At 61.6% G+C, this 21128-nt stretch carries 14 protein-coding genes and 1 pseudogene; 12 read left to right on the top strand and 3 right to left on the bottom strand.

What is annotated here, in order from left to right; genetic code table 11:
- The 6 genes from NTD84_RS22295 (at nucleotide 1) to NTD84_RS22270 (ending at nucleotide 7133) form a co-directional block, all read left to right on the top strand.
- Nucleotides 1-894 (top strand): NAD-dependent epimerase/dehydratase family protein, encoded by an 894-nt coding sequence (locus tag NTD84_RS22295; protein ID WP_262170030.1) that lies wholly within the window; start codon nucleotides 1-3, stop codon nucleotides 892-894.
- Between the two features lie 187 nt (nucleotides 895-1081).
- Nucleotides 1082-2527 carry a SulP family inorganic anion transporter gene (locus NTD84_RS22290; protein ID WP_262170027.1) on the top strand — a complete coding sequence of 482 codons (1446 nt, stop codon included), beginning with the start codon at nucleotides 1082-1084 and terminating at the stop codon, nucleotides 2525-2527.
- A 297-nt stretch (nucleotides 2528-2824) separates the two neighbouring features.
- The gene (locus tag NTD84_RS22285; protein WP_262170025.1) at nucleotides 2825-4174 is read left to right on the top strand and encodes a GntP family permease; all 1350 of its coding nucleotides are present in this window, start codon (nucleotides 2825-2827) and stop codon (nucleotides 4172-4174) included.
- 15 nt (nucleotides 4175-4189) lie between these two features.
- Nucleotides 4190-5050 (top strand): MurR/RpiR family transcriptional regulator, encoded by an 861-nt coding sequence (locus tag NTD84_RS22280; RefSeq protein ID WP_262170022.1) that lies wholly within the window; start codon nucleotides 4190-4192, stop codon nucleotides 5048-5050.
- A gap of 1 nt (nucleotide 5051) precedes the next feature.
- A complete protein-coding gene (locus tag NTD84_RS22275) occupies nucleotides 5052-6527 on the top strand; it encodes an N-acyl-D-amino-acid deacylase family protein (protein ID WP_262170020.1) in 1476 nt (491 codons plus the stop codon).
- Between the two features lie 237 nt (nucleotides 6528-6764).
- A complete protein-coding gene (locus NTD84_RS22270; RefSeq protein ID WP_262170018.1) occupies nucleotides 6765-7133 on the top strand; it encodes a VOC family protein in 369 nt (122 codons plus the stop codon).
- A 132-nt stretch (nucleotides 7134-7265) separates the two neighbouring features.
- Here the strand turns inward: NTD84_RS22270 and NTD84_RS30130 are convergent, their stop codons facing one another.
- Nucleotides 7266-7970 (bottom strand): methyl-accepting chemotaxis protein, encoded by a 705-nt coding sequence (locus NTD84_RS30130; protein ID WP_410017374.1) that lies wholly within the window; start codon nucleotides 7968-7970, stop codon nucleotides 7266-7268.
- 201 nt (nucleotides 7971-8171) lie between these two features.
- Nucleotides 8172-9050, bottom strand: a pseudogene (locus NTD84_RS30125) (methyl-accepting chemotaxis protein); the annotation flags it as partial.
- Nucleotides 9051-9422: 372 nt separating this feature from the next.
- Between NTD84_RS30125 and NTD84_RS22260 the strand changes: the two are divergent.
- Nucleotides 9423-10094: a histidine phosphatase family protein gene (locus tag NTD84_RS22260; RefSeq protein ID WP_262170013.1), complete on the top strand. Its 672-nt coding sequence runs from the start codon at nucleotides 9423-9425 to the stop codon at nucleotides 10092-10094.
- Nucleotides 10095-10102: 8 nt separating this feature from the next.
- Nucleotides 10103-10930 (top strand): phosphatase PAP2 family protein, encoded by an 828-nt coding sequence (locus tag NTD84_RS22255; protein WP_262170010.1) that lies wholly within the window; start codon nucleotides 10103-10105, stop codon nucleotides 10928-10930.
- Nucleotides 10931-11089: 159 nt separating this feature from the next.
- Here the strand turns inward: NTD84_RS22255 and NTD84_RS22250 are convergent, their stop codons facing one another.
- Nucleotides 11090-12517, bottom strand: coding sequence for an ArnT family glycosyltransferase (locus NTD84_RS22250; RefSeq protein ID WP_262170007.1), 1428 nt, complete (start codon nucleotides 12515-12517; stop codon nucleotides 11090-11092).
- A 625-nt stretch (nucleotides 12518-13142) separates the two neighbouring features.
- On the opposite strand from NTD84_RS22250, the gene NTD84_RS22245 reads away from it, so the two are divergent.
- From NTD84_RS22245 to NTD84_RS22230, 4 genes are all read left to right on the top strand, one after another.
- The gene (locus NTD84_RS22245; protein WP_262170004.1) at nucleotides 13143-14075 is read left to right on the top strand and encodes an NAD-dependent epimerase/dehydratase family protein; all 933 of its coding nucleotides are present in this window, start codon (nucleotides 13143-13145) and stop codon (nucleotides 14073-14075) included.
- Nucleotides 14076-14137: 62 nt separating this feature from the next.
- The gene (locus tag NTD84_RS22240; protein ID WP_262170002.1) at nucleotides 14138-16951 is read left to right on the top strand and encodes a bifunctional glycoside hydrolase 114/ polysaccharide deacetylase family protein; all 2814 of its coding nucleotides are present in this window, start codon (nucleotides 14138-14140) and stop codon (nucleotides 16949-16951) included.
- Nucleotides 16929-20576 (top strand): tetratricopeptide repeat protein, encoded by a 3648-nt coding sequence (locus tag NTD84_RS22235; RefSeq protein WP_262169999.1) that lies wholly within the window; start codon nucleotides 16929-16931, stop codon nucleotides 20574-20576. Before NTD84_RS22240 ends, NTD84_RS22235 begins: the two co-directional genes overlap by 23 nt.
- A 29-nt stretch (nucleotides 20577-20605) precedes the next feature.
- Nucleotides 20606-21124 (top strand): penicillin-binding protein activator LpoB, encoded by a 519-nt coding sequence (locus NTD84_RS22230; protein ID WP_262169995.1) that lies wholly within the window; start codon nucleotides 20606-20608, stop codon nucleotides 21122-21124.
- The last annotated feature ends 4 nt before the right edge of the window (nucleotides 21125-21128 follow it).

The following is a 21128-nucleotide window of genomic DNA, read 5'->3' as shown; positions in this document are numbered from 1 at the left end:
ATGAACGTATTCATTACCGGCGCCGCGGGTTTCATCGGTGGCTCTATCGCGACTGGCCTGGTTCGGGCCGGGCACAAGGTCACCGGCCTGGTGCGCAACGCTGAACAAGTCAACGAATTGAGTGCGCTGGGCATCACCGCGGTGATCGGCACTCTTGACGACAGCGCACTATTGGCCGAACAGGCTCGCGCCGCCGATGCGGTGATCAATGCCGCCAGCAGCGATCATCGCGGCGCGGTCGAAGCCTTGCTCGACGCCTTGCGTGGTTCCAACAAGGTGTTTCTGCACACCAGCGGTTCGAGCATCGTCGGCGATGCCTCGGGCGGCAAGTCCAGTGACGTCGTTTATTTCGAAGACAGCCTGCCGGCACCGACCGTCGACAAGGCGGCCCGGGTGGCGATCGACAACCTGATCCTCGCCGCAGCGAAGGACGGGGTGAATTCAGCGGTGATCTGCAACACGTTGATCTACGGCCACAGCCTTGGCGTCAAACGCGACAGCGTGCAGCTGCCACGTCTGCTGAAACAGGCACGCAAAAGCGGTGTTGTTCGGCACGTCGGCATTGGCCAGAACATCTGGTCCAACGTGCACATTGAGGACGTGGTGGCCCTGTACCTGCTGGCGCTGACCAAAAACGTACCGGGCACGTTCTACTTCGTCGAAAGTGGCGAAGCGTCGTTCATCGAGATGACCACGGCGATTGCCCAGGCGTTGAACCTCGGCGAGCCGCAGGACTGGCCGCTGAAAGATGCCGAAGCCGAATGGGGTTATGAAATGGCCAACTACGGCCTGGGCTCCAACAGCCGGGTGCGTGGCAAGCATGCACGAGAGTTGCTGGGCTGGGTGCCGAAGCGCACTTCGGTGGTTGAGTGGATTCGGGACGAAATGATTTGAGTTCGCTGTAGACCGCTTTGCTCTCTTCGCGAGCAAGCCCGCTCCCACATCAGACCGAGGCCAAACTCGGTCAAGGGTGAGAGCGGGCTTGCTCGCGAAGGCGTATTACGCTGCACCGCAACTGGCCGGGCCGTCCTCGATTCCGTAACATCCGCTCCCTTCTTTCCCCGTTGTGCCCGGTTCCCTCATGAAAGCAAAACATCTGCGCGCCGATGTCCTGGCCGGACTCACCACTTCCTTCGCCTTGTTGCCCGAATGCATCGCCTTCGCCCTGGTCGCCCACCTCAATCCATTGATGGGGCTGTACGGCGCTTTCATCATTTGCACCCTGACCGCGCTGTTCGGCGGACGTCCGGGAATGGTCTCCGGGGCGGCGGGGTCGATGGCGGTGGTCATCGTCGCGTTGGTGGTGCAGCACGGCGTGCAGTACCTGCTCGCGACCGTGTTGCTGGGCGGCCTGATCATGCTCGCATTCGGGCTGCTGAAACTGGGCAAGCTCGTCAGGATGGTGCCGCACCCGGTGATGCTCGGCTTTGTCAACGGCCTGGCGATCATCATCGCGCTGGCCCAACTCGAACACTTCAAGAACGGTGACACCTGGCTCAGCGGCACGCCGCTGTATGTGATGACCGGGCTGGTGCTGCTGACGATGACGATCGTCTATGTGCTGCCGCGCCTGACCCGTGCCGTGCCGCCCGCGCTGGTGGCGATTCTCGGTGTCGGGCTGGCGGTTTACCTGCTCGGGCTGCCGACCCGCACGCTGGGCGACATGGCGCACATCGCCGGTGGCCTGCCGACTTTTTCGTTGCCCGACATTCCGTGGAACCTGGACACCCTGCGCCTCATCGCCCCTTACGCGATCCTGATGGCGCTGGTCGGTCTGCTGGAAACCTTGCTGACCCTGAACCTGACCGACGAAATCACCGAGACCCGCGGTTTCCCGGATCGCGAGTGCGTGGCGCTGGGCGCGGCCAACATGGTCTCCGGGGTGTTTGGCGGCATGGGTGGCTGCGCGATGATTGGTCAGACGGTGATCAACCTCAGCTCAGGTGGTCGTGGTCGCGTGTCCGGGGTGGTGACCGGTGTGCTGATTTTGCTGTTCATTCTGTTTCTGTCGCCGCTGATCGAGCGCATCCCGCTGGCCGCATTGGTCGGGGTGATGTTCGTGGTGTCGCAGCAAACGTTCGCCTGGGCTTCGCTGCGGGTGGTGAACAAGGTGCCATTGAACGACGTGCTGGTGATCGTCGCCGTGACGGTGATCACCGTGTTCACCGATCTGGCCACCGCCGTGCTGTGCGGGATCATCATTGCCGCGCTCAACTTCGCCTGGCAGCAGGCCCGCGAACTGTATGCCGACAGCCACCTCGAACCCGATGGCAGCAAGCTTTACCGGTTGCATGGCACGCTGTTCTTCGCCTCGACCACGCCCTTTCTCAACCAGTTCGACCCCGCCAATGACCCGGCCGTGGTGACGATCGATTGCCGTCACCTGAGCTTCGTCGACTACTCGGCCATCGCCGCGCTCAAGACCTTGCGCGAGCGCTACGCCAAGGCCGGCAAACACCTGCGGGTGCTGCACTTGTCCGAGCGCTGCAAGAAACTGCTCAAGCGCGCGCGGGTCAGTCACGACTGAGACGATCCCATCCTGGTGATTAGCCCTGTGGGAGCGAGCCTGGTCGCGATGGCGACGCATCAGTCAACAATGAGGTGACTGACACGCCGCCATCGCGAGCAGGCTCGCTCCCACAGGGGAAGGTGGCGCAGGATGAAAATCCACCCCCCGAATTTTCATATCCACCGACCTCGCATATCCCTAAGCGACACCCCTTACCCCTCCACGAAAATTACTTTCACCTCGTTTGAATATCACGTCTCGAAATGTTTTAAGAGTTTCACAAATTTTCGACGTGACCCTCTCGAGGAGTACCGCATGACCCTGTCCTTCGGCTATTGGCTGCTGGTGTATGCCGCCATCGCCATCATTGCGCTGATCGTGTTGATCGCCCGTTACCGACTGAATCCGTTCATTGTCATCACCCTGGTGTCGATTGGCCTGGCGTTGCTCGCCGGCATGCCGGCGTCCGGCGTGGTCGGCGCGTACGAGGCGGGGGTCGGCAAGACCCTGGGGCACATTGCGCTGGTGGTGGCGCTAGGCACGATGCTCGGCAAGATGATGGCCGAGTCCGGCGGCGCCGAGCAGGTGGCGCGGACCTTGATCGACCGTTTCGGCGAGAAGAACGCGCACTGGGCGATGGTCTGCATCGCGTTCCTGGTCGGGCTGCCGTTGTTTTTCGAGGTCGGTTTTGTGTTGCTGGTGCCGATTGCGTTTACCGTGGCGCGGCGGGTGGGCGTCTCGATCCTGATGGTCGGCCTGCCGATGGTCGCCGGGTTGTCGGTGGTGCATGCGCTGGTGCCGCCGCACCCGGCGGCGATGCTGGCGGTGCAGGTGTATCAGGCGTCGGTGGGGCAGACCTTGCTGTACGCGATTCTGATCGGCATTCCCACGGCGATCATCGCCGGGCCGCTGTACGCCAAATTCATCGTGCCGCGCATTCAGCTGCCGGCGGAAAACCCGCTGGAGCGCCAGTTCCTGGAGCGCGAACCGCGCGATCGCCTGCCGGGGTTTGGCATCACCATGGCGACCATCCTGTTGCCGGTGGTGCTGATGCTGCTCGGCGGCTGGGCCAACCTGATTTCCACGCCGGGCAGCGGCTTAAACCAGTTCCTGTTGTTCATCGGCAACTCGGTGATCGCGCTGTTGCTGGCGACCTTGCTCAGCTTCTGGACCCTGGGCATCGCGCAGGGCTTCAACCGTGAATCGATTCTCAAATTCACCAACGAATGCCTGGCGCCAACCGCCAGCATCACCTTGCTGGTCGGTGCCGGCGGCGGTCTGAACCGGATTCTGGTGGACGCCGGGGTCACCGACCAGATCGTCAGCCTGGCCCATGAATTCCACCTGTCGCCGCTGATCATGGGCTGGCTGTTCGCCGCGTTGATGCGCATCGCCACTGGCTCGGCCACGGTGGCCATGACCACCGCGTCGGGCATCGTTGCCCCGGTGGCCGTCGGTCTGGGGTATCCGCATCCGGAATTGCTGGTGCTGGCGACGGGTGCGGGTTCGGTTATCTTTTCCCACGTCAACGACGGCGGCTTCTGGTTGATCAAGGAATACTTCAACATGACCGTCGCCCAGACCTTCAAGACCTGGACCGTGCTCGAGACCCTGATTTCCGTGGTCGCTTTCGGTCTGACCGTGGGTCTTTCCTACCTGATTTAACCGGAGCCGCCCGCCATGGACATCCTCTACCAGATCCGCGCCCGTCAGGATTCCTTCAGCGCCGGCGAAGGACGAATCGCCCGGCTGATGCTCGACGACGTAGGATTTGCCTCGGCCGCCAGTCTCGATGAGCTGGCGCAGAGGGCGGAAGTCAGCACCGCCACGCTGTCGCGTTTCGCCCGTACCGTCGGTTGCCGGGACTTGCGTGACCTGCGCCTGCAACTGGCCCAGGCCAGCGGCGTCGGCAGTCGCTTCCTCGACCCGGCGGGCACGCCTGAGCAGTCGGCGTTTTATGGGCAGATCGTCGGCGATATCGAATCAACCTTGCGCCAGCACCTGTCGGCATTCGATGAGTCACGCTTTGCCGATGCGGTGAAGTTGCTGGGCAAGGCGCGGATGATCCATGCGTTCGGCATGGGCGGCTGCTCGACCCTGTGCAGCGATGAGCTGCAAGTGCGGCTGGTGCGCTTCGGCTATCCGATTTCAGTGTGTCACGACCCGGTGATGATGCGCGTCACTGCCGCCAGCCTCGGCACCGAGCACGCGGTGATCGTCTGTTCGTTGACCGGCATCACCCCCGAATTGCTCGAAGCCGTCGCGCTGGCGCGCAATTACGGCGCACGAATCGTGGCCATCACCCGGACCGACTCGCCGCTGGCGCAACTGGCCGATGTACTGCTGCCGCTGCAAGGTGTTGAAACTTCATTCATCTACAAACCCACGGCGGCACGCTACGGCATGCTGCTGGCCATCGACGTGCTTGCCACGGAGCTGGCGCTGGCCAATCCTGAAGACAATCAAGAACGTCTGCGGCGGATCAAACTCGCCCTCGACGATTACCGCGGCGGCGACGATCACTTGCCGCTGGGAGACTGACATGATGTACGACACGCTGATTCGCAACGCCCTGGTCATCGACGGCAGCAATGCCCCCGGTTATGCCGCCGACGTGGCGATTCTGGACGGGCGCATTGTGCGCATCGGCGATTTGCACGAGGCCCGCGCCCGCGAAGACATCGACGCCGCCGGCCGGGTGCTGGCGCCGGGTTTCATCGATGTGCACACCCACGACGATACCGTGGTGATCCGTCAGCCGCAGATGCTGCCCAAGCTCAGCCAGGGCGTGACCACGGTGATCGTCGGCAACTGCGGCATCAGCGCCTCGCCGGTGAGTTTGAAAGGCGATCCACCGGACCCGATGAACCTGCTCGGCGGCGCCGCTGCGTTTGTTTATCCCACCTTCAGCGATTACCGCGCGGCGGTCGAAGCGGCGAACACGACGCTGAACGTCGCCGCCCTGGTCGGCCACACGGCGTTGCGCAGCAACCACCTCGACGACCTGTTCCGCAGCGCCACGCCGGAGGAAATCAGCGCGATGCGCGAGCAGTTGCGCGAGAGCCTCGAGGCCGGCGCCTTGGGCTTGTCCACCGGCCTGGCGTACGCCAGCGCGTTCTCGGCCTCTACCGATGAAGTGATGCAGCTGACCGAAGAACTGACGGCGTTCGGCGCCGTGTACACCACGCACTTGCGCAGCGAATTCGAACCGGTGCTGGAGGCCATGGACGAGGCGTTTCAGATCGGCCGGCACGCGCAGTCGCCGGTCATCATTTCCCACCTCAAGTGTGCCGGCGCCGGGAACTGGGGGCGTAGTCCGCAACTGTTGGCGTCGCTGGAAGAAGCGGCGAAAACCCACCCGGTGGGCTGCGATTGCTATCCCTACGCGGCCAGCTCTTCGACCCTGGACCTCAAGCAAGTGACCGATGCGCATCGCATTACCATCACCTGGTCCACGACGTACCCGGAACTGGGCGGACGCGACCTGATGGACATTGCCGCCGAGTGGAACGTTTCGCTGCTCGATGCCGCCCGCCGCCTGCAACCGGCCGGCGCGGTGTACTACGGAATGGACGAGGCGGACGTACGAAGAATCCTCGCCCATCCGCTGTCGATGGTCGGGTCTGACGGCTTGCCGGAAGACCCGTTCCCGCACCCGCGCTTGTGGGGCGCATTCCCACGCGTGCTCGGCCATTTCAGTCGCGATGTCGGACTGTTTCCGCTGCACACCGCGGTACACAAAATGACCGGGCTCTCCGCTGCGCGTTTCGGCTTGAAGGAGCGCGGTGAAATCCGTGAAGGGCATTGGGCCGATCTGGTGCTGTTCGATCCGCTTACCATTCGTGATGTTGCCGACTTCAATGATCCACAGCGGGCGGCGGAAGGCATCGACGGGGTGTGGGTCAATGGTGTGTTGAGTTACAGCGCAGGCCAGGCGACCGGCAAGCGGGAAGGGCGGTTTCTGGCGCGGCAAGGGAATTTGCGCGCCGGTTTCCAGCCCCTCCAAAATTCTCTGTAGGGGCCAGATTACTGGCGATGGATTCAAGTGCGCCGCGTCATTCAGGCAGCCCGCGTCATCGTTAACGACCATCGCGAGCAAGCTCGCTCCTACAGATTCTGTTTCGTTCGCAAGACGCCGGATGAACACAAATCCTTGGCGTGATGGCACATTGCAATTAAAGAAAGTGGCGATCAAGCCGAAGCGCTGAGACTAGCCCGGCTACACTCTGGGCCTTTCCAGTCTGGGAGCAACGCGATGAGCTTCGGCAAAACCACCCCGATCCTGCGGATTTTCGACGAAACCAAGGCTGTGGAATTCTACGTCGATTTCCTCGGTTTCAAGATCGACTGGCAGCATCGATTCGAGCCGAATTTTCCGCTGTACCTGCAAGTCTCCCGTGGCGAATGCGTGCTGCATCTGTCCGAGCACCACGGCGACAGCACACCGGGCTCGGCACTGCGCATCGAGACCGATGAGCTGGAGGCGTTTCAACAGCAACTGCTGGCCAAGGAATACACCTTCTCGCACCCGCAGATCCAGGCAATGCCCTGGGGCAGCCAGGACATGACCATCGCCGACCCGTTCGGCAATCGGTTGGTGTTTACCAATGCGATCAGTGTTTGAGCGTTAGATAGCCTTCGCGGGCAAGCCCGCTCCCACAGGTTCTGTGTTTGCCAGATAACGTCGGCACGACACGGACACTGTGGGAGCGGGCTTGCCCGCGAAGGGATATTTCATTCACTGCAAAAGTCAGTATCAGAAGCGGAAGTGACTGACCAACATCTGCAACTGATTCCCCAGCCGCGCCAGTTCAACGCTGGATTTCGCGGTGTCGTCGCTGGCGGCGGCGGTCTGTTCGGACACGTCGCGCACGTTGAGGATGCTGCGGCTGATCTCTTCGGCCACGGCGCTTTGCTGTTCGGCCGCGGCGGCGATCTGCTGGTTCATCGACTGGATGTTGGACACGGTTCGGGTGATGTTTTCCAGTGACACACCGGCCTTGCGGGTCAGGGCGACGCTGCTGTCGGTGAGGGTGCGGCTGTTGTTCATCACCGTCGACACCTGTTGCGTGCCGTTTTGCAGGGCCGCCACCAGGCCTTCGATCTCCTCGGTGGATTTTTGCGTGCGCTGCGCCAGGCCACGGACTTCATCCGCCACCACGGCAAACCCACGTCCCGCTTCACCGGCACGGGCCGCTTCGATCGCGGCATTCAGGGCCAGCAGGTTGGTCTGTTCAGCGACCGCCTTGATCACGTCCATGACGCTGCCGATCTTGTCGCTTTCCTGTTGCAGCACGCTCATGGCTTCGGTGGAGCGCACCACTTCGCTGGCCAGACGCTCGATCTGGGCAATGGCTTCGTTGACCACCTTGTCGCCTTCGCGGGCTTCACCGTCGGCAGCGGCCGCGGCTTGCGAGGCTTCTTCGGCGTTACGCGCGACTTCCTGCACCGTGGCGGTCATTTCGTGCATCGCGGTGGCGACCTGATCGGTCTCGATCTTCTGGCTGTTCACACCGGCGCTGGTCTGCTCGGTCACGGCGGACAATTCTTCGGCCGCGCTGGCGATCTGGGTGACGCCGTCGCGGATGCCGCTGATCAAGTCACGCAGGGTCACGCCCATGCGCGCGATGCCTTGTTGCAACACGCCGAGTTCGTCGCGGCGGGTCACCTTGACGTCCTGGGATAGGTCGCCGCCGGCGATGCGCTCGACCACGGCCAGGGTGTCGCGCAGCGGGCCGGTGATCTGCCGGGTGATGGCCACCGCGGCGATGACGCCCACCAGCAGCGCCAGCAAGGTACTGATCAATTGCAGGGTGCGGGCTTGCGCGCTTTCGGCGTCGCGGCGGTCGAGCTGGATCTGATACAGCTGCTCGCTGAGGGTGACGATGGTGGTGCCTTGATCGGTCATTTCCTTGCGCGCCTGCACGGTGTCGTTGCTGGCGCTCTTATAGGTTTGCAATGCGCTGCGGTAGTTGTTCAACGCGGTTTCCAGCTGACGCAGGGCGTCCTGGTGGGCGTCGGCAAAATGCGCATTCAGCGTTTTCAGGCTGGCGATGGCCGCGTCGAGCTGGCCGATGGCTTTCTGCTCGGTCTCGGCGTTGGTGGTCGCCATGTAGCCGCGCACTTCGTAGCGGGCCAGCAGGAAGGCTTCCTTGACCGCGGTGATGGCCTGGTATTGTTCAAAGCGCTGGTCGCTCGACGGCACCTGCTGCACGGAGGTGTTGATGGCGTTGATCAGCGTGTTCGCGGTGTCCGCGTTGGCGCCCATGGCATCGCGCGCGCTGTTACCCGCTCGGTAGGCACTGCGCATTTTGTTCAGGGACGTCCGGTAAGCCTCGATCACCGTGCCTTGCTCGTTGAGCAACTTGAGGTTTTCCGGGCTCTTGAATTTCACCAGCAGCGCTTGCTGCTGTGCGGCAAAGGCCTCCAGGGTGGTCTGCACAGTCTGGGCGGCGGTTTCGTCGCCGTTGGTCAGCATGTATTGCAGGCGCACCACGCGCAGTTTGGTCAGGCCGGCATTGAGCTGGGTGATGTCGCTCATCCAGTTGCTGCGGTCGATCAAGCTGCCCAGGCTGGTCCAGCCGGTCAAGGCGAGGACGCAGGTCAGTGCCAGGACCAGGCCAAATCCCAGGCCCAGTTTCATATTCACGCTGATATTGCCGAACCAGCTCTTCATCAAATTCCTCCAGGAACGTTGCGCTTTTGGGTCGTCGGTTGGCTGGAAGATTGTTGTTTTTGGTAGCCAAGGGGTGTGTAGCAGGTTTGTATCGGCAGCGATCGCAAGAGCTGAAAGGATTTTGTCGCAGTGAGCGCCTTAAGCTTTTTTTCACATGGGTTTCACTCCCCGCCGACGCCGTGCTCTCTACCCTCGTGGCATCGAATCAAGTGATGGATGCCGGTGAGGTGGCCTGATGTGGAATTAAGACTGAGGCTGTTCGGGATAAAGCGCTCGATTGATCTGAGCCATCTTGCCCGTTATCGTACTTTCGCGGTGGTGCTGGCCTCGGCCGTGCTGGTGATTCCGCTGACGATCTGGCTACTGCGGCCTGCCGCCGTGCCGGACCTGGCGCATGGCAATGCCACGGGCGCTCAAGCGTTGTTATCCAGTTGGGCCAAGGGCGACATGATTGTGCTGGTGCGGCATGTCGAGCGCTGCGACCACTCCAAAGCCGCGTGCCTGAGTGGCAACGATGGCATCACCGATCGTTCGCGCAATGTTGCCGTGAGTGTCGGTGCGCAGTTCGAGCAGTTGGGGCTGGGCAAGGCAGACATCTACAACAGCCCGATGATTCGGACCGCACAGACCGCCAGCTACATGTTCAACAAGGTCGGCTTCAATGACAATTGGTTGATCGCCTGCAAAGGCACGATGCTGCGTGATGCCCTGGCGCACAAGGTGGCGGGTCGCAATCTGATCCTGGTGACCCACAGCGAATGCATGGCGCAGATGGAGAAAGACCTGAAGTGGCCGACGTCCAGCCTCGGCTATGGCGCCTCGTTGTTTGTCATCGCCGAACCCGAGCAAACGCCGCGGATGCTCGGTTTTATCGAAGCTTCCGATTGGCGCTCGGTGACCCCTAAGTGAGTACATGCATGCGTTTTTACTACGTCAATTTCGGCATTCCACTGGCCTGTGCGGCGCTGGTTTTCCTGCTGTTCGACCTGACCAAAATCGACATTGCGTTCAGCAATCTGTTCTTTGATCCGCTGACCCGGAGCTTTCCGCTGGACCAGGTCCATTTCTTTGAAAAACTCACCCACAAGTGGGCGCGGATCATCCCGAACTGGACGGCTGAAATTGCCTTGATCGGCGCGATGCTGTCGTTTGTCTGGCCGCTGGTCAACCCACAGAAGCGTCCGCGCCTTGGTGGTTTTTTGCAGCGGAGCAAAGTCGCCCCGGTGTTGAAGTTTGCCTACGAACATCGTCGCGATTTTTTATTCGTGGTGTTCGCGTTTGCCATCTGCACCGGCGTGATTCATTTCCTCAAGTCGCACACCAGCGTGTACTGCCCGATTGAAACCACGCTTTACGGCGGGAAAATGGCTCACGTGGAGTGGTTCAGCAACTTCCAGCTGTTCAAGGAAGCGGGTGACGGTCGCTGCTGGCCGGGCGGGCATGCGTCGGGCGGGTTCACCATGCTGGCGCTGTACTTCGTGGCGCGCCGCTATCGCTGGCGCTATTCGAAAGCGCTGATGTACGGCTCGCTGCTGCTCGGTTTCGTTTACGGTACGACGCGGGTTCTGCAAGGCTGGCACTACATGTCCCACACCTTCTGGGCCGGGATTTTCGTATGGCTGGCGTGTTTGCTGACGGCGTTGGCGTTTTATGGGCGAGCGCGGCTGGATGTCCCCCTCCACCCCGCGACCTCGCCACAGATGTCAGCGAACGCAGCAAATGCCTGCGCCGGAGATCCCCTGTAGGAGCGAGCTTGCTCGCGATTGCGGTGGGTCAGGCAACCTCTTCATTGGCGAGCGGACGCCATCGCCGGCAAGCCGGCTCCTACGCTTCATGCTGGGCGTGCGCGAGAAATGCGCACGCCCATGATCAGGCTGGCCCCGCGAGGCACGATGGCGCTGCTTTCACTGCCCGACAAAGTAGTAATGCTGGCGGCCGACCTGTATCACCTTCAGCACCTTCAGCGGCAGGCCCGGTTCCGCGTCCGTGGTGATGACCGCGACGTTGGTGGGCGACTTCCCCAGAAACTCATGAAGCTGCGCCTCGGTCTCCAGCCCTGTGAGCACGCGTTGCGTGTAGAACATGCTGGCACCGCCCACGCGTTCATTGGGCTGGAACAAGGCAACGTTTTGCCCGCGGGTTTGCATTGCCTGAATCTGATCGGTCAGCGGCAGGAAGGACAGTGTGCGATCGGCGTGCGGCAGCATCCATTGGGCCGCGGCGAGGTAACAGACGATGACTCCACCAATGACTCCCAGGGCCAAGCCTTGCCGATGACGTGCGATACGGCTCGACACGTTCGAAGCGCCCTTCAGTTTTTCAAATAGAACGCCTGCGTATTCAGCCGCGATGACTGCCGCTGCGGGCGTCATTGACATCAGGTAAACGGTGCGTTTACTCGAAGCCAGCGTCAGCATGACGAACTGCGCCAGCACCCATAGTGTGAAGAACAACAGGTAACGATTGGCCAGCAGGCTTTTGCGAAAGTGCCACAGCCCCAGGTACACCAGAATATTCCACGGCAGAAATGCCTGCGGCAGTTTCGCCAGGTAGTAATAGAACGGCTCGTAGTGCCCCGCCTCGACGAAGGAGCCGCTGAAACGCCCGACGCTGTTGGTCAGCAGCACTTCCGTTAGAGCCTGCACGCCGCCGCGCTGATACAGCACCGCGAGCCAGATTGTCAGGGGTATCAGCCCCAGCAACGTCAGCAATGCCGGGCGTATCCAGTCCGCGATCTTCAGGCGTTTGTCGATCAGACTCTCGGCCAGCAGAAACGCGAAGATCACCACGCCAGGCATCGCCAGGCCCAGCACGCCTTTGCTCAGCGTCGCGATGGCGATTCCCGCGGCAAACAGTAATGCATTGCCGCCGCTCGCCTGTCGATGCCCATGGAAAAACGCCAGCAGTGCCATGCTCACGCCGAGAGCGAGCAAGGCGTCTTCGCCGACACCGCGCACGTTGCTCCAGTAACTGGCCATGGTCGCCAGCAATATCCCTGCAGTCCAGGCAATCGCTTTGGGCCGGCCAAACCGACGCAGCATCGCGTAGAGCAGCATTACGCTGAACAAACCGGCGAAGGCTGACGCCAGCCGCACGGCCCAGGGTGTACCGCCAAAGGCGCGAATCGCCCCGGCATCGAGCCACAGACTCAGGGGTGGTTTCTCCAGAAACGACTCGCCCAGCAACCGCGGTGTCACCCAGTCGTTATCCAGGTGCATTTCCATGGCAATCCCGGCGACCCGCGCCTCGGTAGATTCCTGCAGTTGGTGATTACCCAAGGTGAAGAAAAACAGCAGAGCAGTGAGCAGAAGCAATGAGGAAGCGTGGCGCATGGGGTCTGGCTGCCGAAAGGGGATCGCGCGAGCATACGGCGCAAATGCTCAACAAATAGTGAACACGCCGCGAAAATCTTGCGAATCACACAAATTCTGTAGGAGCCAGGTTGCTGGCGATGGGCCCGAGGGCGCTGCGTACATTCAGGCAGCCCGCGTGCATCGTTGACGACCATCGCGAGCAAGCCGGGCAAAAAAAAGCCCGCGGGAGGGCGGGCAAACCGTAGTTTCTTGAATGAGCGAGCGCAATGTAGCTGCTGTGGCGCTGCGCCGGGGTGAAGAAAAATTCATCTGCGCCGTGCGTCGTAGCAGCGAGGCGCGATGAATGTGTCAATTAAATGACTATCTTATGCGTCCAAAAACCGCCTAGCGACAAATTAGACAATCTATTGACAGTGTGACGTCGATCTCACATTATCTGCGGCCGTTAATGGCCTAGCGCCATAAAAACGCCGCTGCTTAGAACGAATTTCCGATTTTTTTTTGAACCTTCGAGATTTCGGCAATGTCGCAGTGTGAGGCTGGAGAGGCCAAGTGCCATCAGCCTGGATCAGTGATCCACGGAGTCACCGTTTTGCGGACGTTACCTACGGAGTGTCCGTTTGAATCTTCAGGAAGAAATTTCATGCTTGATGGACGAATACTCGTTACCGGCGGTGCAGGATTTATTGGGTCGCACCTTGTAGAAGCGTTGCTGGGCAAAGGCTACAAGGTCCGCGTGCTGGATAATCTGTCGACTGGCAAGGTCGGCAATCTGCCGATCGGTAACGCCAATTTGAACCTGGTGGTTGGCGATGTGGCGGACAGTGTCGCTGTCGAGCAAGCCATGCGTGATTGCACCGCCGTCGTGCACCTGGCCGCCGTCGCATCGGTACAAGCGTCGGTGGACGATCCGGTCAGCACCCATCAAAGCAACTTCGTGGGCACCCTCAACGTGTGCGAGCACATGTTGAAAAACGGCATCAAGCGGGTGGTCTTCGCGTCCAGCGCGGCGATCTACGGCAACAATGGCGAAGGTTCGGCGATCGACGAAGACACGCCCAAGTCGCCGCTGACGCCGTATGCCAGCGACAAACTGGCCAGCGAGTATTACCTCGATTTCTATCGCCGGGAGCATGGCCTGGAGCCGGTGATCCTGCGGTTCTTCAACATCTTCGGCCCGCGCCAGGATCCTTCATCGCCGTACTCCGGTGTGATCAGCATCTTCACGGAACGGGCCATGGCCCGCAAACCGGTGGCGATTTTTGGCGACGGTGAACAGACCCGTGATTTCGTTTACGTCCGCGACCTGGTGAGCATTCTCGTCCAGGCCGTGGAGGCGAGCGAGCCGAGCCCCGGTGCGGTAAATGTCGGGCTCAGTCGCTCCACCAGCCTCAACGATCTGATCACTGAATTGGGGAACGCCACCGGCCAGCCTTTGACCGTGACATATCAAGCGCAACGCCAGGGCGACATACGCCATTCGCGCGCCAATAACGCTCGCCTGCTCGAGCGCTTCACGCTCCCGGCACCGACTTCCATCGGCGACGGATTAGCACAGCTTCTGCGCAGTTTGTAACCCGGTCGCTTTCATCGTCCGGCGCTCAGGCCGCCTCGGTTCAGTCATTTCAAGAGTGAGTTATGGAAATCGTTTTTCGCAGGACGCGTGTCCGCTTGGCCGCTAAACGGTTGTTGGCCGCTTTGGCGCTATTTGTCAGCGGGCCTGCCGTCCAGGCTTCTGCATTGCCGCAACCCTCCAGCGTGGCGTTCTGGTACGCCGTCCAACCGCCGATTTCCGAGTTGGCGCAGTTCGATTGGGCGGTGGTCGAGCCGGGGCACCTGACCGGTAGCGACGTCAAAACCCTGCGCAAGCTCGGCAGCCAGCCGTTCGCCTACCTGTCGGTCGGCGAGTTCAGCGGCACCAAGGCGGATATCGAAAAGGCCGGCCTGAAAAAGGCCGTCAGCCCTGTGCGCAACGACTCCTGGGACAGTCAGGTCATGGACCTGTCGGCACCGGCCTGGCGTGAGCATTTGTTCGGCGCGGCCAAGACGCTTCAGGCTCAAGGCTACGCCGGCCTGTTCCTCGATACCCTCGACAGCTTTACGTTATTGCCTGAAGCCTCCCGGGAACCGCAGCGCATCGCCCTCGCCAGTTTCCTGCGTGAATTGCACCAGCGCGAACCCAAGCTGAAGCTGTTTTTCAACCGTGGCTTTGAAGTGCTGCCGGACCTTGATGGCGTTGCCGCTGCGGTGGCCGTCGAGTCCATTTACGCCGGCTGGGATGCCTCTGCCAAACGCTACCGCCCAGTGTCCGAATCTGATCGGCAGTGGCTTGAAACTCAGATGCAACCACTGCGCGCCAAAGGCATCCCATTGGTGGCCATCGACTACCTGCCGCCGGAGCGTCGCGAAGAAGCGCGCAAGCTGGCCAAGCGTCTGCGTGATGAAGGATTCATCCCCTTCATTGGCACCCCCGATCTGGACTCGATGGGCATCAGCAGCATCGAAATCCAGCCACGCCGGGTCGCGATGATCTATGACCCGCGCGAGGGTGATCTGGCCAACAACGCCGGGCATACCTTGCTGGGCGGTCTGCTGGAATACCTTGGTTATCGCGTGGATTACCTGCCCGCCAGCAGCTCCATGCCGGATTACGACTTCAGCGGCTTGTACGCGGGTGTCATCACCTGGATGACCAGCGGCCCGCCGCAGGACAGCCCGGCGTTCAACCGCTGGATCGGCAAGCGCCTGGACGAACGCGTACCGGTGGTGTTCTTCGGCGGCCTGCCTGTTGAGGACAAGCTGCTGCTCAAGCGTCTGGGGCTCAAGCGCGACGCCCCACCGGGGACGCAGGCATTGACCATTACCTATCAGGACAAGGCGCTGCTCGGGGCGTTCGAAGCACCGGTGCAGCCCCGATCCCGTGACCTGACCGCTGTTTCCGTTTTGCCCAACGGACCCAAAGCCGCGTTGTCGCTGAGCAATGCCGGCGGTGAAGTGTTCACCCCGGTGGCGGTGGGCGAATGGGGCGGTCTTGCGCTCGCACCGTATATTCTCGAAGTGAACAACGAACGCAGTCGCTGGATTCTCGATCCGTTCGCGTTCCTGCAGGCCAGCCTGCGTCTGCCTGCGCAACCGCGTCCGGACACCACCACGGAGAACGGCCGTCGAATCGCTACGGTGCACATTGACGGCGACGGTTTCCCCTCCCGCGCCGAAGTGCGTGGCACCCCTTACGCCGGCCGCCAGACGCTGGAAGATTTCATCAAACCCAACCCGTTCCTGACCTCGGTGTCTATCGTTGAAGGCGAGATTTCACCGCGCGGCATGTACCCGTTCCTGGCGCGTGAACTGGAGCCGATTGCCCGCGAGATTTTCGCCAACCCCAAGGTTGAAGTGGCGACTCACACCTTCAGTCACCCGTTTTTCATGCAACCTGAACAGGCGAAGAAACGCGAAAACTTCAAGCCGGAATACGGCTTGAACATGGCCATTCCGGGTTACGACAAGATCGATTTTCGCCGCGAGATTTTCGGCTCGCGCGACTACATCAACCAGAACCTCACCACTCCGGAGAAACCGGTGAAGATGGTGTTCTGGCCCGGCGATGCCTTGCCATCGGCGGCGACCCTGAAGCTGGCCTACGACGCGGGGCTGAAAAACGTCAACGGCGCCGAGACCATGATGACCAAGGCCGATCCGTCGCTGACCGGTTTGAATCCGTTGCTGCGACCCACTGAAGGGGGACTGCAGTATTACGCGCCGATCATCAACGAAAACCTCTATACCAACTTGTGGAAAGGGCCGTACTACGGTTTCCGCGATGTGATCGACACCTTCGAACTGACTGACAGCCCAAGACGTCTGCGCGGCCTGCACCTCTACTACCACTTCTATTCAAGCACCAAGCAAGCCTCGATCAAGGCCATGCACGAGATCTACGGCTACATGCGCGAGCAACAGCCGATGTCCCTGTGGATGAGCGACTACCTCGATCGTCTTCACGGCCTCTATCAGGCGAGTCTGGCGCGTACCGCCGACGGCGCGTGGCAGGTCCGCGGGATGGATGCGTTGCGCACGGTGCGCCTTGACCCACAAATGGGCTGGCCGGACCTGCTGCGTTCGCAGGGCATTGCCGGCGTGCGCGATTTGCCTCAGGGGCGCTATGTGCACTTGAGCAGCGACAAGGCCCTGCTGGTGCTGCGCGCCGATCGGGATGACCGACCGGCACTGGAAGAAGCCAATCTGCCGCTGGTGGACTGGCGTTACCTGGATGATCGACGTGTGAGCTTTTCCTTCGCCGGGCAGTTCGACCTGACGTTCTCGGTGCGCTCCGCCACCGCGTGCCGGGTTGAAGTGGATGGCCAGCGTTTTGCGGGCAAGGCCTCGGCCGGTCTGTGGACTTTTCAATTACCAATGAAGCAGGTGAGTAATGGTCAGCTCGTCTGCAACTAATTCCTCGGTCACCAAAAGCAGCCGCCTGCTCAACCCTTGGGCATTGGCGGTGGTGGCGGTCGCCGTGGGCGGCCTGCTGTGGGCGACCTTCCAGCGCGAAGAAACCTTCCAGCCGGATGGCCGCGAACCCGATGCGGTCTCGGCCAACTACGCCGAGCTGCTGCTGACAGCGCACCCGGAAGACGATCATCTGCGCCTGCAATTGGTCGACCTGTTGATTCGTCTCGGTGACTACCCCAAGGCGCGGCAACATCTGGACGCCTGGCCGAATCCGCAGGCGGAAATCCAGGCGTACTACCGTCTCGAACTGGATGCCCTGGTCGCTGCGAACAGCAACGATCTGATTGCGCAGCAGGCGTTGGTCGATCGGCTTAAAAGCTTCGATCACCGCAAACTGCCCGTGCCTTTGCTGCAGAACCTGACGAAGCTGGCGCTGACGTTGCAGGCCCCGGCCTTTGCGGCCAGCGTCTTCGAAGAAATCGCCGGACGTGATCCAACGCTGCGGGACGAGTCGCTCAAATCCGCTGCGCAGTGGTACATGGCCGGCGAGGAGCCGGGGCGTGCGGCGGACATTTATCTGCAACTCAAACGCGACAGCCAGCGGACCGACGAGCGCCGTGAATTTGCCCAACTGGCCTTCAACAGCTTGCTGTCCGCCGGTCGAAGTGACCAGGCGGCACAAGTGCTGTCTGACGAATTGCCGCAGCTCAACAACGCGCAAACCGATGCGCCGTGGCTGGAGCAGGGCGTCGATGTGGCGGTCGCGAGCAAGCGCTTCGATCTGGCACAGCGCGTGCTCAAGCAGTGGCAAGAGCTGCAACCGGACAACCCGCAAATTCCGCTGAAGGAATTCCACGTGCGCCTGGCCATCGGTGATCTCGCCGGTGCCTGGGAAACCGGTCAGCAACTGGTCATCGATCACCCGGACGATCCTGCGTTGCTCGAACAAATGGCCCAGCTCGGTGAATGGCGCGGCGACACCGAAGCGGCGCTGGAGTACTGGATTCGCCTGCTCGCACTGCAGGAAAACCCGGAAACCCGCGAACATGCGTGGCGTCTGGCGAGTCAGCAGTTCGATTTTGATCGGTCGATTCCGTTGCTGGGCGACATCATGAAGCAACGCGCGCTCACCGACGTCGAGCTGGATGCCCTGATCTACGGCCACGAATCTCGCGGCACGCCGGACCAGGCCGAAGCGTGGTTGCATGCGTACTTGCGCAAGTATCCAAGCCATCGTCTGGCCTGGACGCGGTTGCTGCAAAACCTGGAAAACACCGGGCAGTTCGCGGCCAAGGCCAAGGTTTACGAGAATTATTCGAAGCGCTTCAAGCTCAACACCACCGAGCAGGTCGATTGGGCCAACACCTACCTCAAGTTGTTCGATAACGAGGCGGCATGGAGCGTGGTGCAGGCCGCCGACGAGCGCATCACCGACGCCGATTATTGGCGTGTCCGGGCCTCGCTGGCGTGGGACCTGGAACGCGACGAAGACCTGCGCGTCTCCCTGGAAAAAATGCTCGCCCTCAACGGCAAGCTGACCAGCGGCGACGAAAGCCAGTTGATCACCCTGTATCGCACCAGTAACCCACGGCGCGCCCTCGAACTCATGGTTGCCAGCTGGCAGCATGGGCGGGACCCGCAACGCCTGGTCGAAGCCTTGCAGCAAGCGCAGGAGCTGGAAGACTGGCCGCAAGTGGTTGCGCTGCTCAAGGACGCCGAGCAATTCCCGGACGCTTATGAGCAGGCGCAAGTGCTGGCGGTGCGCGGTGCACTGGCGGTACAGCAGGGGCAGACTGATGAAGCCGAGCGTCTGTATCTGCTGGGGCTGTCGCGCTTTCCAAACGACAACCTGTTCCGCGAGCGCCTGGTGTGGCTCTACGTCGATCAGGGCAACACCACCAAACTCAAGCCGCTGCTGACCCAATGGCGCGCCCAGGCCCGCGCAGACCGTCTGTTGTGGCTGCCGTTTGCCAGTGCCAGCCAGATGCTCGGACGCGACAGCGAAGCGTTGGCCTGGTATCGCATGTACCTCAAGGGCAGTCCGAACGACTGGCTGGTGCGAGCGGCCTATGCCGACGCACTGGACAGCGCCGGTTATCAGGACGCTGCCCAGCGTCTGCGCTTGAAGTTGCTGCGCAGTCCCGAGGGTGAAAACCTGCAGCCGTCGTCCCAGCGCTACGCGATCTGGTTGCGCCTGATGGCGAGCAGTTATTCGCCGCGCAAGGCGCAGCAGGAACTGTTGAAGTGGCAGGACGGCTCGCCGGCCATGTTGCAGTTGTGGTTCGAGCGTTTGCTGGCGCGTCTCGACGCGACGAACCAGGAGTCGCAGAAAGACGCGTGGCTGGAGTGGGCACGCAGTCAGGGTTTGAAAGTCGATCGTTACGAGCAGATTCAGCAAGCCTTGCGCAGCCGAAATACAGAACAGGTCGAAACCCTGTTGGCCAGCAGCGACCTGAATCCGGCGCAGCGTGCTCAGGCGCTCAGTCGTCTGGGGCGTCTGGGTGAGGCGCTCGACACCAGCCTGTCCGCGCTCGATGACGAGCAGCCGATGGCGGTGCGTGAACAACTGCGGCGTCAGGCGGTGGAAATCCACGAGGCTACGCCGCAAGGGGCTCAGTTGTCCTGGCGCGAACAGGACTTCGGCGGCTTGTCGTTTGATGCGCCACGTCTGCAGATCGCCCACAACCTGGGCGATAACTGGTACGCCAATCTGGAACTGGAGCAGGGCAAATACCATGGCGATGACGTCGAATCATCGCAAATCGGTGAGGAGCGTAACGCCGCCCTGACGTTGCAGCGGGCGGTCGAGGACGGCAGCTACAAACTGTTCGCCGACACCAGCCAGCGCAGTGACGACGACCGCAACGGCCTGGGGATTTCCCGGACCTGGCGGGTGAGCCCGAGTGATGAACTCGAGTTGGGCCTCGACTGGCACCGCAAGAGCGAGGACAGCGGCCTGATGCGCGCATTCGGTCGACAGGACAGTGTCTGGCTCGGCGGTCGTCACGGGCTGACCGCTCGCGACCAGATCAGCTGGGAAGTGGCGCAGAAGTCCTTCTCGACCCGCGCCGGGGATCACCTGGGCAACGGCCAGGCGTTGAAAATGGAATTCAACCACACGCTGGAATTCGCCGGGCCTAACTGGACCGTGCGCAGCGGTATCGATTACCAGCACAACAACGTGAATGACCGGCCGTTGAATGACCTGTCCAGTGATTACGGCGGTCCAGTGAAGGTGCCTGTCCAGATCGTTGCGCCGCCGACAATCGATCCCGACACGGGATTGGCGGAGCCTGCCGATCCGATCGAGTTGCAAACGATCACCAGTCGGGACCTGCTGCAAAGCCGTTACGGCCAACTCTACGTCGGCAGCTCCTGGCGCCGCGGCCTGCCGGGCGCGCTGGTGCGCACCAAGCCGCAATACACCTGGCTGGTGGACGTGACGGCGGGCTGGCAATGGCTGGATCAAACGTTTAACTACGGCCTCAACACCGGGATCGGTTTTGAGGTGCTGGGCGGTGACGAACTGGCCCTGACTGTCGGCTACCAATCCGCGCCACAAGGCGGCGACGGCAAGTCTGGCGGAACACTGGGTGTGAGCTACGGCGTGCGTTTCGGACGCTGATCATGGAATTTTCTACGGGAGAAAAACGTATGCAAGTAATTCGAAATCTGGGCCTGGCCCTCGCCGTTCTGTTCGTCGCCGGTTGCGCCAGCTTCACCGATGAAACCAGCCCGAACCTGCCGCGCACCGCGCAGTGGGGCATCGTGCCGATGATCAACTATTCGCAGACCCCGCAGGCCGGTGAGCGTAGCGAGCAGATCCTGCTCAGCGTGCTCAGCAGCCGTGGCCTGCAACCGCGGGTTTACCCGGCGAGCACCCAGGGCGAGCAAGCGCTGATGGATGACAATGAGCGTCTGGCCGGTGCCCTGGACTGGGCCCGCGAGCAGAAACTCGATTACGTGATCGCCGGCAGCGTCGAAGAGTGGCAGTACAAGAACGGCCTGGACGGCGAGCCGGCGGTCGGCATCAGCCTGCGCGTCCTCGAAGCCAGCAGCGGTCGTGTGCTCTGGAGCAAGAGCGGCGCACGCGCCGGCTGGTCCCGTGAAAGCCTCGCGGGCACCGCGCAAACGGTGCTCGACAAACTTGTCGGCGCCCTTCGGTTCGAGTGATCGC

Origin of the sequence: Pseudomonas sp. 14P_8.1_Bac3, from assembly GCF_025466085.1 — a bacterium.
Taxonomy (GTDB): domain Bacteria; phylum Pseudomonadota; class Gammaproteobacteria; order Pseudomonadales; family Pseudomonadaceae; genus Aquipseudomonas.
Note: the sequence above shows the minus strand (reverse complement) of the source record. Positions and strands in the feature narration are given on the sequence as shown.